This is a genomic window from Streptomyces sp. 2-1 (assembly GCF_048564895.1).
In the GTDB taxonomy this organism is placed as follows: domain Bacteria; phylum Actinomycetota; class Actinomycetes; order Streptomycetales; family Streptomycetaceae; genus Streptomyces; species Streptomyces phaeochromogenes.
In genome coordinates this window covers 9903504-9916758 of the sequence record NZ_CP183383.1, presented here as the reverse complement: position 1 = coordinate 9916758, position 13255 = coordinate 9903504, and the positions used below count along the sequence as shown (strand labels likewise).

The following is a 13255-nucleotide window of genomic DNA, read 5'->3' as shown; positions in this document are numbered from 1 at the left end:
CGTACGGCATCTTTGCAGAAGCCGGGGAGGGCCTCGGGGCCGGGGGCGCCCCGTGTGCCGGACGTCCGGCGCGGCGACCTCAGGGCGTGCGCGGCCCAATTCCCGGGCCTACTGGGGCAGTTCCGTACGCGTCACGCGCGCGACCAGGTCGATCCATCCCGCTTCCAGGCGCTCCATCGGCATCCCGCACTCCTTGGTCAGGTGGTGGATCAGGGCGGGGTCGAGATAGCCCATCAGTGCCTGGGCGAGGAGGGCGCAGTCGGCGTCGGGCACCGCCTGCCGCAGCAGCAGGGTGACGTGACCGGACAGAAAACGCGTAGGCGGGATGGAGTAGCGGCGGGCCGCTTCCGGCTGGGCCGCCAGCTGGAGCTCCAGGTGGTCGGTCGCCTGACGCAGGACGGCCTGGCCGAACGCCCGCAGCCGGTCGGCGGGCGGCGCCCCGGGGCCCAGCGGCGGCGGCCCGCTGAGGAAGGCCGCCTGGAGCTGTTTCGCGGAGTGGTCGAGCAGGGCCGTCAGCAGGCCGGTGCGGTCGCCGAAGCGGCGGAAGACCGTCCCTTTGCCCACCGAGGCGGCGACGGCCACCGCCTCCATCGTGACGCCGGCCACTCCGTGCTCCTCGATCAGCCGTGTGGCCGCCTCCAGCAGCCGGGCCCGGTTCCGCGCCGCGTCGGCGCGCAGGCAGGGCTCGTCCTCGGCGGAGCCGAGCTCCAGCAGGACGGGCTCGCCGGTCGATTCCTGAGGCTTCGGCAGGGGCGGCAGGGAGGCGGACATGAACACAGCGTATCGCCCCGGGAAGAAAACTGGACCGTGGTCCGTTTAGCTGCTACAACTTTAAACGGACCCCGGTCCGGATCGTAACGGCAATGTTTCACCCCCCTTGGAGTTCCCCATGTCTGTTCGCATCCTCGCGCTCGTCGGCAGCCTCCGCGCCGGCTCCCACAACCGCCAGCTCGCCGAGGCCTCCGTCAAGCTCGCCCCCGAGGGCGCGGAGATCAACCTGTTCGAGGGCCTCGCCGAGATCCCCTTCTACAACGAGGACATCGACGTGGAGGGCAACGTCCCGGCCGCCGCCGCCCGGCTGCGCGAGGCCGCGGCCTCCGCCGACGCCCTGCTGCTCTTCTCGCCCGAGTACAACGGCACCATCCCGGCCGTCCTGAAGAACGCCATCGACTGGCTGTCCCGCCCGTACGGCGCGAGCGCCCTGAAGGACAAGCCCCTCGCCGTCGTCGGCACCGCCTACGGCCAGTTCGGCGGCGTCTGGGCACAGGACGAGACCCGCAAGGCCGCGGGCATCGCCGGCGCCAAGGTCCTCGAGGACATCAAGCTCTCCATCCCCGGCTCCGTGGTCCGCTTCGCCGAGACCCACCCGGCCGACGACACCGAGGTCGCCGCCCAGCTGACCGAGGTCATCGGCCGCATCCACGGCGAGGCCGGCACCGCCGTCGCCGCCGCCTGACGACGACAGACACTCCCGCGGCTCGCCGCGAGGACGGGAGGGGGCCGGAACCGACCTGGTTCCGGCCCCCTCCCGTACGTCCGTCCGGTGGCCGCCTCCCGGCACCACCGGCCCCCACGGCCCGGCCGGGCCCTCGATCCGGCCCGGAAGGCACCGGTTCACGATGACGACGACGCCCGACCCGGCCCCCAGCCCCGCCACGCCGCCGAAGCTCGTGGCCACCGACCTGGACGGGACACTGCTGCGCAGCGACGGGACCCTCTCCGGGCGGACGGCGGACGCGCTCGCGGCGGCCGGGGCGGCGGGAATCCGCCTCGCCCTCGTCACCGGCCGTCCCCCGCGCGGCCTTCCCGCCCTGCACCGCGACATCGGCCGGCACTTCGCCGTGACGGCGAACGGCGCCGCCGTGTACGCACCCGACGGCACGCCCGTACGACTGTCACCGTTCCCGGCCGCCTCGGTGGCCCCGCTCGTGGCACGGGTGCGCGCGGCGGTACCGGGCGTGTCCTTCGCCTTCGAGTACGAGACGGTCTTCGGCCACGAACCGGCGTACCCCGCCTGGTCGTACGGGGAGTCCGAGGTCGAACTGATCGGTAGCGCCGAGGAGTTGCTGGCGAGGGACCCCGACCGTCCGGTCCTCAAGATCCTGGCGCATCATCCGACGCTGTCGTTGCGCGACTTCCATACGCAGGCTCATGCCGGCGCGGGCACTGACGCCGAGACCACGCACTCCACGGGGCTCGCGCTCGTGGAGTTCAGCGCACCGGGGGTCACCAAGGCCAGCGCGCTGACCGCCTGGAGCGCCGGGCTCGGCATACGTCCCGAGGACATCGCCGCGTTCGGCGACATGCCCAACGACCTGCCCATGCTGCGGGCGGTGGGCCGCTCGTACGCCATGGCCAACGCCGATCCGTCAGTCCGGAGGGCGGCGCGGTTCCACACCGCATCGAACGACGAGGACGGGGTGGCCCGGGTGCTGGAGCAGTTCGTCGCACTGGCGCGCCGCCAGCCCGCGTAGGCGGCACGCCCGAGGCCCTACGATCAGGCCTCGCCGAAGCCGTACGGGTCAGGCCTCGCCCGAATCCCCGCGGGCCGAGCACGGTGTTCCGGCCGCGCCAAAACCCTTGCGGTTCAGCCGAGTTCGGCCAGTCGCCCGACCACCGGGGCCACCCTCTGCTCGATCCACTCCGCCGGCTCGTCCACGCGCGGGCCGAGGATCACCGTCTCGATGCCGAGCTTGGCGTAGCCCTCCAACTCCCGGGTGAAGGCGTCGAGTTCGGCCTCGCCCCGCGGGTCGCCCGAGTGGGTGAGCGTCTTGTGGATGTCGGCGTACTCGCGCCCCACGGCGTCGCAGTGACCGCGCAGGACGTCCAGCTTGTGCGCGACCTCCTCCGGGGTCGAGGCGAAGAGGTTGCAGGCGTCCCCGTACTGGGCGACCAGCCGGAGGGTCTTCTTCTCGCCGCCCCCGCCGATCATGATCCGCGGACGCGGAGTGCTCACCGGCGCCGGTACGCACAGGGTCTCGGCGAGCCGGTAGTGCTTGCCCTCGAAGGGCCCGTCGGCCTGTGGGTCCCACATCTGCAGGCAGATCCGCAGGGTCTCCTCAAGGCGCTCGAAACGCTCCGCGAGCGGCGGGAACGGCACGCCCAGGCCCTCGTGCTCGCGGCCGTACCAGGCCGCCCCGATGCCCAGGGTGGCCCGGCCGCCGGACAGGACGTCGAGCGTGGTGGCGATCTTGGCGAGCAATCCTGGATGGCGGTACGTCACACCGGTCACCAGTGTGCCGAGCTGGACCGTGGAGGTGTGGGCCGCGAGGAAGCCGAGGGTCGTGTAGGCCTCCAGCATGTCGCTCTCGGCGCCGCCGTTGAACTCCATCTGGAAGTAGTGGTCCATGACCGACATCCAGCTCACGCCCGCCGCCTCGGCGGCGGCGCCCGCGGCGGCCAGCTCGGGACCGAGCGCCGCCGCGCCCCGGGGGTGGTTGAACCGGTTGATGTGTACGCCGACCCGCATGTCCGTCTCCGTCACCCTGGGCTCACCGTCGGATCGTCACCGACTGTCGCGACGGTAGATCTTGGAGCACTCTCGAAGTCAAGGCCCGATGTGCCGTCCGACCGGTGAAGCGGTGCCATGGACGGACGGATCGCCGCCCCCGCGAGGGAAGTTGTCCTTCCCGTACCGCTCAGCCCGCCGTGACGTTACCGTTCAGTAGACAACGCGCTCCCGGAGGTGGCCGTATGACTCCCGTGACCCCCGACCCTGCCCCGGGTCTCGCGGAGTGTGCCCGCGCCCTGGCCGAGGGAACGGTGTCCTCGCGGACGCTCGTCGAGGAGGCCCTCGCCCGGATCGAGGCCTCTCAGGGCACCCTGAACGCCTTCCGGCTGGTGCGTGCCGAGGCCGCGCTCGCCGAGGCCGACGCCGCGGACAAGGAGCTGGCGGCGGGCGAACGCCGACCGCTGCTCGGGGTGCCGGTGGCTGTCAAGGACGACATGGACGTGGCGGGCGAGCCGACCGCGTTCGGCTGCCGCGGGGAGTTCCCGCCGGTGGCCGAGGACGGCGAGGCGGTGCGGCGGCTGCGGGCGGCCGGGGCCGTGGTCGTCGGCAAGACCAACACCTGCGAGTTCGGCCAGTGGCCCTTCACCGAGGGGCCTGCCTTCGGTGAGACCCGCAACCCGTGGCACACCGGGCACACGCCGGGCGGTTCGTCCGGTGGCTCGGCGGCAGCGGTCGCGGCCGGACTGGTGCCCGCCGCGCTGGGCTCGGACGGCGCGGGCTCGGTGCGGATCCCGGCCTCCTGGACGCATCTGATCGGCATCAAACCGCAGCGCGGCCGCATCTCGACCTGGCCGCGCGCGGAGTCCTTCCACGGCATCACGGTCAACGGCACACTCGCCCGTACGGTCGAGGACGCCGCGCTGCTGCTGGACGCGGCGAGCGGCAGCCACGAGCGCGATATGCACCGCCCGTCCGCGCTGCGCGTGTCGGACGCGGTGGGCCGGGACCCGGGCAGGCTGCGCATCGCGCTCTCGCTGAAGCCGCCGTTCACGGCGCTGCCCGCCCGGCTGCGGCCCGACGTGCGGGCCCGGGTCCTCGCGCTCGCGGAGCGGCTGACCGCGCTCGGCCACGAGGTGGAGGAGGCCGATCCGCCGTACGGGCAGATCGGGCTGGCCTTCGTCCCACGCGCCACGGCCGGGATCGCCGAACGGGTCCGCGAGACGCCCCATCCGCACCTGCTCGACCGGCGCACCCTGGAGGCCGCCCGGCTGGGCCGGCTGCTCGGCGGGGTCCCGCTGCGGCTGGCCCGGCGCGCCGAGGCGAGGCTGCACCGGCGCATCGGCTCGCTCTTCGACACGTACGACGTGGTGCTCGCGCCGACGACCGCCGCTCCCCCGCCGCGCATCGGCGCCCTGCACGATCTGAGCGGCTTCGGGACGGACCGGGCCATGATCGCCGCCTGTCCGTACGCCTGGCCGTGGAACGTGCTGGGCTGGCCCGGTGTCAACGTCCCCGCGGGGTTCGTCGACGGTTCGCTGCCGGTGGGCGCGCAGCTGCTGGGTCCCGCGAACAGCGAGCCGCTCCTCGTGTCGCTGGCCGCGCAGTTGGAGGCGGACCAGCGGTGGTACGAGCACCGGCCGAGCGGTGAAGTGGACGGCGCCGTACCTGATTTCGGGGCGCCCACCGGCCCGTAGTCTGGGGACCATGGACGACGCGTCGATGGTGGGCCTCATGGGACGGGTGACCGGCACGATCGGGCCGGGACTCGTCGGCGAGGTGATCGTCCGGGTCCGCGGTGGCGCCGAGCACTTCCTCGCGTATCCCGCCTCGCCGAAGGACCGCATCGAGACGGGCACGGTGGTGATGGTGGTGGAGTACCTGCCGCCGCGGACGGTGTACGTGTCGGCGGCGTACGACGGTTGAGCCGGCCGTGAGCCGCTGTGCCATGTGAGCGTGTCGCGCTCGTCGTGCCATGTGAGCGTGTCGTGCTCGTCAAGGATGCGCCAAAGACTCGTCAGCGTCTGTACCCCCGGGCCCGAGCGGGCGCACACTCCGTTCGTTCGGTGCCGAAAGGGCACCATCCAACAGGGGGCGTATGCCGATGGTTGTCGGCGTCGTGGCGGGGGCAGCGGTCCTCGCGCTCATATTCATCGTGGTGATCTTCAAGCTCATGTGGCGTGTCGCGGAGCCCAACGAAGCACTGATCATCTCCGGTTCGAAGCACCGCACCGAAGGCCTCGAGGAGGGCATGGGATTCCGGATCGTCACCGGGCGCGGCACGCTCGTGCTGCCAGGCGTCCAGGCGGTGCGCAAACTCTCGCTCGACCTCAACGAGACCGAGCTGTCCGTGGACTGCGTGACCCACCAGGGCATTCCGCTCAAGGTGCGGGGCGTGGTCATCTTCAAGGTGGGCGACGACTTCGTGTCGATCGCCAACGCGGGCCGCCGCTTCCTCGACCAGCAGAAACTGATGTCGGAGCGGGTGCACAACGTGTTCGCCGGTCATCTGCGGTCCATCGTCGGCGGGTTGACCGTCGAGGACATGATCCGCGACCGCGAGAAGCTCACCGGGCAGACCCGGGCCGCCTGCGGTACGGAGATGGAGAAGCTGGGACTGATCGTCGACTCGCTGCAGATCCACGAGATCGAGGATCCGACGGGCTACATCAAGAACCTGGCCATGCCGCACGCGGCCGCCGTGCAGCGGGACGCCCGGATCGCGCAGGCCGAGGCCAACCGGCGGGCCACCGAGGCCGAACAGCAGGCCGCCGCGCGGATGTCGGAGGCGACCCGGGACAGCGAGATCCTCCAGGCCGGATACCAGGCGGAGCGCGACAACGCCTCCGCCAAGGCCCGGCAGGCCGGACCGCTCGCCGACGCGGCGGCGCGGCAGGAGGTCGTGGTCCAGGAGACGCGTGTCGCCGAGCTGGAGGCGCACCGCCGTGAGCAGCAGCTCCAGGCGGACGTCCGCAAGCCCGCGGACGCGAAGGCGTACGAGAAGCGCACGCTGGCCGAGGCCGAGCGCGATGTCCGGATCTCCGCGGCGCAGGCCAAGGCGAAGGAGACCGAACTCGCGGCAGCGGCCGAGGCGACCCGGGTCACGACGGCCGCGGGTGCCGAGGCCGAGGCGACCAAGGCGCGTGGCGCCGCCGCCGCGACGGCGACCCGGGCCACCGGTGAGGCCGAGGCCGCCGCCCAGCAGGCCAAGGGTCTTGCGATCGCCGAGTCCGCGCGGGCGAAGGGGCTCGCGGAGGCCGAGGCCATCAAGGCGCGGGCCGCCGCGCTGGCGGAGAACCAGGAGGCCGTGGTCGCGCAGCAACTCGCCGAGAACTGGCCGGAGATCGTGCGGGCGGGGGCCGGCGCGTTCGGGAACGTCGAGCACATGGTGTTGCTCAACGGGGCCGATGGGATGTCCGACATGTTCGCCAAGGCGTTGACGATGGGTGGTACGGGGTTGGGGCTGGCTCGGCAGTTGCTGTCGTCGATGGGTCAGGATCAGAACGGGCAGGCCGGTAAGGACGGTTCGGCGGTGAACGGGTTCGCGACGCCGCCGGCCGCTCCTCCTTCGCAGAAGGTTCCGGTGGACGGGGAGTCGTAGAACGGCGGGTGGCCGGGTGCGGGTTGTGCGTGGCTGAGCGCGCCCACGCGGCGGAGCCGCATGATGTCACTGCCCCGCGCCCCTGAAAAACAGCGGCCCGCGCTCCTGTCCACAAAGGGGCGCGGGCTACCGTGTGCCGCGTGACTGCCTCTGCCGAGCAAGATGTTCCCGGGCGCTCCGGGCCCGCCGCCACCGTCGAAGCGGATCCGCGTCGAGTGGGTCAGGTGCGTACCGAGTACTCGCCCGCGCACGACGGCGACCCGGACCCGGGCGAGATCGTGTGGACCTGGGTGCCCTATGAAGAGAACGATGGGCGGGGCAAGGACCGGCCGGTGCTGGTCGTCGCCCGTGAGGCCGCCGGGACGTTTCTCGCCGTGCAGCTGTCGAGCAAGCGGCACGACGGCGACCGGGAGTGGGTGCCGATCGGCAGCGGGCCGTGGGACCGGTCGGGGCGCGACTCCTGGGTGGACACGGACCGGGTGCTGCGGCTGCACGAGAAGGGGATGCGGCGGGAGGCGTGCGCGCTGGACCGGATGCGGTTCAACTCGGTGGTGCACCGGCTGCGGGAGCGCTACGGCTGGCGCTGAGCCGCCTTCGCCTCCAGGGCCTCTGTCCCCGGCACCTCTGCCTCCGGCACCTCTGCCTCCGGCACCTCTGCCTCCGGCACCTCCCGGAACGCCCGCTCGAAGGCGCTCAGGACCACCGCACCCTTCGTACGGTCGAGGACTCCGAACACGATGTGCTCGAAGGAGCCGGCGAACCGGCCGCCGTCCGTGAGCAGGGCGCGGAAGGCGCCCGCCACCTGCGCCGGGTCGTTCTGGAAGACGCCGCAGCCCCAGGCTCCGAGCACCAGCCGTCGGTAGCCGTGCGCCGCGGCCGTTTCCAGCACCCGCTCGGCCCGTGACGCGAGGGCGCCCGGCAGCTCGGGCGCGCGCTCCGGGGCCGTGCGCAGGATCACTCCGGCGTTGGGCGCGGCTGCGGTCAGGAATCCGGCGGTGTACGGCTCGTCCAGGAGCTGTCCCCGGTCGTCGCGGAAGACCGGGACGGCGGGTGAGTGGATCACCCGATCGGTGTAGAAGGGGTCGCGGTGTGCCCGGTGGTGGTCGTAGAACTCCCTGGCCTCCATCACGCACGTGTACAGCGCGGAGGCCCGGCACAGGGCCTCTTCCTGGGCCTGCGCGCCGTTCAGATAGCCCCCGCCGGGGTTCCGGGCCGAGGCGAAGTTCAGGACCGCCACCGGGCCGGTCAGCCGGAGCGCCGCCTCCAGGCTGCTCTCGCCCGTGACCTCGAAGAACGTCTTCACCGGGCCGGTCGGCGACGCGTCCGTAGGACTGGTCGGCGGTATCTCCACGGGCCCGGGCCCGTACATCCGCGTGCCCTGCCGTGCGGCGGCCACCGCCGCGGCGATCGACACCGTGCGTCCGTCGTTCGCGCGGTACGAACCCGCCGCGACGATCTCCTCCGTCTGCCGCGCGATCCCGCGCAGGCGGGCGCTCATGGCGCCACCCCTGTACGCGCCATGATCGCGTCCCGCGCGATCTCCCCCGACTCCCCCGTCGCATCCCCCGTCGTGCTCATGAACGCATGGTGAGCGATCCTGGTATAGCGCCGCAACAGAGTTTCCCGGCCCCAAAAGCGACGATACGCACCCTTGTGCGAGGAGCCGTAAGGGTCTTGGGTGGGACGAGCGACTGTCGGCCCGGTCCATCCGACGCCGGGCCGGCGGCATGGATGGAATCTCAGGAGGATCCCGACATGTCCGATTCGGTGAGTGACTGTACGGAGCCCCGGCGCTCCGCCGTCACCGAGGCCGAAGTGGAGGCGCTGGTCCGCGGCATCTGCTTCAAGACCGGCCCGCCCCGATTCCTCGGTGTGGAACTCGAATGGCTCGTCCACGAGTCGCGTTCCCCGCGACTCCCCGTACCACCAGAACGTCTCGAAGCGGCCTACGCCGCACTGCGGGCCCTGCCCCTGAGTTCGGCGCTCACCGTCGAACCGGGTGGTCAGCTGGAGCTCAGCTCCGCTCCCGCCGCCTCCCTGATGGAGTGCGTGGGGTCCGTGTCCGCCGACCTCGACGCCGTACGCGCGGTACTGCGCGAGGCGGACCTGGCCCTCAGCGGCCTCGGCCAGGATCCCTGGAACCCGCCCACCCGCTTCCTCCATGACCCGCGCTACGACGCCATGGAGACCTACCTCGACCGCACGGGCCCCGAGGGCCGCGCCATGATGTGCACCTCCGCCTCCGTCCAGGTCTGTCTGGACGCCGGGTACGAGGAGCCGGGCCCGCTCGGGCACGGTCGGCGCTGGTGGCTCGCGCATCAGCTCGGCGCTGTCCTGGTGGCCGCGTTCGCCAATTCCCCGATGGCCTGTGGGCAGCCCACGGGCTGGCGTTCCACCCGGCAGTCCCTGTGGGCCGCGATGGATCCGGGCCGCACCAGTGCCCCGCCCCTCGACGGCGATCCGCGGACGGCCTGGGCCCGGCACGTCCTGGACGCGCCGGTGATGTGCGTCCGGGCGCCCAGCGGCCCCTGGGACGTTCCGGAGGGGCTGAGTTTCCGTGCGTGGACCCGGTCCGACGCACCGCCCGACCGGGAGGACCTCGACTACCACCAGACGACCCTGTTCCCGCCGGTGCGCCCGCGCGGCCATCTGGAGCTGCGCATGATCGACGCGCAGTCGGGCGAGAACGGCTGGATCGTGCCGCTCGCCGTGACGGCAGCACTGTTCGACGACGCGGAGGCCGCCGAGACCGCGTACCGGACGGTCAAGCCGCTCGCCGAGCGGGCCGGCTCGCTGCCCGCGCCGCGGAACCCGCTGTGGACGGCCGCCGCCCGCGCAGGCCTGACCGACCCCGAGCTGCGCGAGGCCGCCGTCACCTGTTTCGCGGCAGCCGCCGACGCCCTGCCCCGGATCGGCGCGAGCCCCGAGGTGCAGGAGGCGGTCGCGGAGTTCACCGACCGCTATGTGGCCCGGGGCCGCTGCCCCGCCGACGACATCCTCGACCACGCCGACGGCACTGACCACCTGTTCAACGGCACGGACCTCCGGAGCACGCAACACCTGCTCCCCGGGAAGGACATCCGCACATGACCGACCCCGACACCCACTCCTCCCCCACCGATCCGGAGACGCTCAGGGAGCGCGCGCTGGCGGCGCTCACCACGGCCCGTGACCGCACCGCGCTCCTGACCTCCTGTGTGGAGGATCCCGAACTGACCGCCCAGCACTCACCGTTGATGTCGCCGCTGGTGTGGGACCTCGCGCACATCGGCAACCAGGAGGAGCTGTGGCTGCTGCGGACGGTCGCCGGCCGTGACGCGATGCGGCCCGAGATAGACGGCATCTACGACGCGTTCGAGCACCCGCGCTCCGAGCGGCCCTCGCTGCCGCTGCTGCCGCCCGCCGAGGCCCGCCACTACGCGGCCGAGGTGCGCGGCCGGGCGCTGGACGTCCTGGAGAGCGCCTCGTTCCAGGGCACGGGCATACAGCTCACCGAGGCGGGCTTCGCCTTCGGCATGATCGCCCAGCACGAACAGCAGCACGACGAGACGATGCTGATCACCCATCAGCTGCGCAGAGGACCGGCGGCACTGACGGCGCCGGACCCCATGCCCGACCCGGCGTTCAACGGACCGGCCGAAGTGCTGGTCCCCGGTGGCCCGTTCACGATGGGCACGTCCACCGAGCCCTGGGCGCTGGACAACGAACGGCCCGCGCACCAGCGGCTCGTGCCGCCGTTCCACATCGACACGACTCCGGTCACCAACGGCGCGTACCAGGCGTTCATGGCGGACGGGGGCTACACCGACCAGCGCTGGTGGACGCCCGCCGGCTGGTCCCACATCCGGACCCACTCCATAGAGGCGCCGCTGTTCTGGCGCCGGGAGGGCGGGCAGTGGCTGCGGCGGCGCTTCGGCGTCACCGAGCTCGTACCGGCGAACGAGCCCGTGCTGCACGTCAGTTGGTACGAGGCCGACGCGTACGCCCGCTGGGCGGGCCGGCGGCTGCCGACCGAGGCGGAGTGGGAGAAGGCGGCCCGTCACGACCCGGTGGCCGACCGCTCCACGCGCTACCCGTGGGGCGACGAGGACCCGACGCCCGAGCACGCCAACCTCGGCCAGCGCCATCTGCGGCCGGCCCCCGCCGGCAGTTACCCGGAGGGCCAGTCCCCGCTCGGCGTACGGCAGTTGATCGGTGACGTGTGGGAGTGGACGTCCAGCGATCTGCTCCCCTACCCGGGCTTCGCGGCCTTCCCGTACAAGGAGTACTCGGAGGTCTTCTTCGGGCCCGAGTACAAGGTGCTTCGCGGTGGTTCGTTCGCGGTCGACTCCGTGGCCTGCCGGGGGACGTTCCGCAACTGGGACTATCCGATCCGCCGGCAGATCTTCTCCGGGTTCCGTACCGCCCGGGACGCCGATCCGGAGACCGTCTGATGTGCCGTCATCTCGCGTTCCTGGGCCCTGAGGAGCGGCTCGGACGGCTTCTCGTGGATCCGCCGCACAGCCTCTTCCGGCAGTCGTGGGAGCCACGGCGGCAACAGCACGGGACCGTCAACGCCGATGGTTTCGGAGTCGGTTGGTATGCCGAGGGCGATCCGGTGCCGGCGCGCTACCGGCGTACCGGGCCGATCTGGGGCGACCGTTCGTTCGCCGACCTCGCACGGGTGGTGCGCTCGGGCGCGCTGCTCGCCGCGGTGCGCGACGCGACCGTGGCCAGCGCGGACGGGGAGGCCGCGGCGGCACCGTTCGCCGCGGGCACCTGGCTGTTCAGCCACAACGGCGCGGTCGCCGGCTGGCCGCGCTCGCTCGCCCCGCTCGCCCGGACACTGCCGGCCGAGGACCTGCTGTCGATGGAGGCGCGCTGCGACTCGGCGCTCGTCTGGGCGCTGGTCCTGAACCGGCTGCGCGGCGGCGACGAGGAGGGCCAGGCGCTCGCCGACACGGTCCTCGACGTCGCGGCGGCGGCCCCCGGTTCACGGCTCAACCTCCTGCTCACCGACGGCGAGGTGATCGCCGCCACCGCCTGGGGCGACACGCTCTGGTATCTGACCGAGCCCGGCCGGCGCACGGTCGTGGCGTCCGAGCCGTACGACGACGATCCGCACTGGCAGGAGGTGCCGGACCGCACGCTGCTGGCCGCGAGCCGCACGGACGTCCTGCTCACCCCGCTCAAGGACGTGGAAGAACACATGGCATCCGCCGCACCCAAGGAGCCCAGTACGTGAGTCCGTTCCTCGTCACCCGCACCCTGCCCGAGGACGCCACCGACGCCGCCCTGCGCGCCGACGTCCTGCACGGCCTGACCCGCACGCCCAAGACGCTCCCGCCGAAGTGGTTCTACGACGCGCACGGCAGCGAGCTCTTCGAGAAGATCACCGAACTGCCGGAGTACTACCCGACGCGGGCCGAGCGCGAGATCCTCGTCGCCCGGGCCGCCGAGATCGCCGCGGCGACCGGCGCGCGCACGCTCGTCGAGCTGGGCTCCGGGTCTTCCGACAAGACCCGTCACCTGCTCGACGCCATGCCCGACCTGCACACGTACGTGCCGGTCGACGTGAGCGAGAGCGCGCTCACCCAGGCCGGGCAGGCGCTGATCGCGGAGCGTCCCTCGCTCGATGTGCACGCGCTGATCGCCGACTTCACCGGTGGGCTCGTGCTGCCCGACACGCCCGGTCCGCGGCTCGTCGCGTTCCTGGGCGGCACGATCGGCAATCTGCTGCCCGCCGAACGCGCCGCGTTCCTGGCATCCGTACGCTCCCTGCTGTCGCCCGGCGACGCCCTGCTGCTCGGCACCGACCTGGTCAAGGACGAGTCGGTCCTCGTCGCCGCCTACGACGACGCGGCCGGGGTGACGGCCGAGTTCAACAAGAACGTGCTGACCGTGGTCGACCGCGAACTCGGCGCCGACTTCGACCCCGACCAGTTCACCCATGTCGCCCTCTGGGACGCCGAGCGGGAGTGGATCGAGATGCGGCTGCGCGCCCGTTCGGCGCTGACCGTGAAGATCCCCGCGCTCGACCTCGCCGTGGACTTCGCGGAGGGCGAGGAGATGCGCACCGAGGTGTCGGCGAAGTTCCGCGAGGACGGCGTACGGACGGAACTGGCGGCGGCCGGACTCGACCTCACGCACTGGTGGACCGACCCGCAGGGGAGGTTCGCGCTGTCGCTGAGCACGGCCCGGTGACCAGCACCGGCCGGGAACCCGTA

At 72.4% G+C, this 13255-nt stretch carries 13 protein-coding genes; 10 read left to right on the top strand and 3 right to left on the bottom strand.

All coding sequences use genetic code 11. From position 1 onward, the window contains the following. Nucleotides 1-108: 108 nt before the first annotated feature. Entirely contained in the window at nucleotides 109-771 is a 663-nt protein-coding gene (locus ACN20J_RS43310) for a TetR/AcrR family transcriptional regulator (protein ID WP_189839272.1), read from the bottom strand. 118 nt (nucleotides 772-889) lie between these two features. Between ACN20J_RS43310 and ACN20J_RS43305 the strand changes: the two genes are divergently transcribed. Together ACN20J_RS43305 and ACN20J_RS43300 are read left to right on the top strand one after the other, a co-directional pair. After that, on the top strand, nucleotides 890-1456 hold the full coding sequence (locus tag ACN20J_RS43305) for an NAD(P)H-dependent oxidoreductase (RefSeq protein ID WP_189839273.1): 567 nt from the start codon (nucleotides 890-892) through the stop codon (nucleotides 1454-1456). Between the two features lie 163 nt (nucleotides 1457-1619). Then, a complete protein-coding gene (locus ACN20J_RS43300) occupies nucleotides 1620-2474 on the top strand; it encodes an HAD family hydrolase (RefSeq protein ID WP_419668127.1) in 855 nt (284 codons plus the stop codon). 113 nt (nucleotides 2475-2587) lie between these two features. Here ACN20J_RS43300 and ACN20J_RS43295 read toward each other — a convergent pair whose 3' ends face one another. Continuing rightward, nucleotides 2588-3469 (bottom strand): LLM class F420-dependent oxidoreductase, encoded by an 882-nt coding sequence (locus tag ACN20J_RS43295; protein WP_419669058.1) that lies wholly within the window; start codon nucleotides 3467-3469, stop codon nucleotides 2588-2590. Nucleotides 3470-3693: 224 nt separating this feature from the next. Between ACN20J_RS43295 and ACN20J_RS43290 the strand changes: the two genes are divergently transcribed. The 4 genes from ACN20J_RS43290 (at nucleotide 3694) to ACN20J_RS43275 (ending at nucleotide 7636) form a co-directional block, all read left to right on the top strand. Further along, a complete protein-coding gene (locus ACN20J_RS43290) occupies nucleotides 3694-5145 on the top strand; it encodes an amidase (protein WP_419668126.1) in 1452 nt (483 codons plus the stop codon). Nucleotides 5146-5155: 10 nt separating this feature from the next. After that, nucleotides 5156-5374 carry a hypothetical protein gene (locus tag ACN20J_RS43285; protein WP_189839275.1) on the top strand — a complete coding sequence of 73 codons (219 nt, stop codon included), beginning with the start codon at nucleotides 5156-5158 and terminating at the stop codon, nucleotides 5372-5374. Nucleotides 5375-5546: 172 nt separating this feature from the next. Further along, entirely contained in the window at nucleotides 5547-7049 is a 1503-nt protein-coding gene (locus tag ACN20J_RS43280; RefSeq protein WP_190231975.1) for an SPFH domain-containing protein, read from the top strand. Between the two features lie 140 nt (nucleotides 7050-7189). Then, a complete protein-coding gene (locus ACN20J_RS43275) occupies nucleotides 7190-7636 on the top strand; it encodes a type II toxin-antitoxin system PemK/MazF family toxin (protein ID WP_361914510.1) in 447 nt (148 codons plus the stop codon). Here ACN20J_RS43275 and ACN20J_RS43270 read toward each other — a convergent pair. After that, entirely contained in the window at nucleotides 7621-8547 is a 927-nt protein-coding gene (locus ACN20J_RS43270) for a TIGR02452 family protein (RefSeq protein ID WP_419668125.1), read from the bottom strand. The two genes, ACN20J_RS43275 and ACN20J_RS43270, sit on opposite strands and share 16 nt — an antisense overlap. Before the next feature lie 257 nt (nucleotides 8548-8804). Here ACN20J_RS43270 and egtA point away from each other — a divergent pair, with 257 nt between their 5' ends. From egtA to egtD, 4 genes are read left to right on the top strand one after another with little or no spacing between them, the layout of a single operon-like run. Beyond that, nucleotides 8805-10139, top strand: a complete 1335-nt coding sequence (gene egtA / locus ACN20J_RS43265) for an ergothioneine biosynthesis glutamate--cysteine ligase EgtA (protein WP_189839279.1) — start codon at nucleotides 8805-8807, stop codon at nucleotides 10137-10139. Then, complete coding sequence (gene egtB / locus ACN20J_RS43260) at nucleotides 10136-11482, top strand: ergothioneine biosynthesis protein EgtB (RefSeq protein WP_419668124.1); 1347 nt, start codon at nucleotides 10136-10138, stop codon at nucleotides 11480-11482. Before egtA ends, egtB begins: the two co-directional genes overlap by 4 nt. Continuing rightward, nucleotides 11482-12273, top strand: a complete 792-nt coding sequence (egtC, locus tag ACN20J_RS43255) for an ergothioneine biosynthesis protein EgtC (RefSeq protein WP_419668123.1) — start codon at nucleotides 11482-11484, stop codon at nucleotides 12271-12273. Before egtB ends, egtC begins: the two co-directional genes overlap by 1 nt. Continuing rightward, nucleotides 12270-13232, top strand: a complete 963-nt coding sequence (gene egtD / locus ACN20J_RS43250) for an L-histidine N(alpha)-methyltransferase (RefSeq protein WP_419668122.1) — start codon at nucleotides 12270-12272, stop codon at nucleotides 13230-13232. The genes egtC and egtD overlap by 4 nt, the downstream gene beginning before the upstream one ends. Nucleotides 13233-13255: the final 23 nt, after the last annotated feature.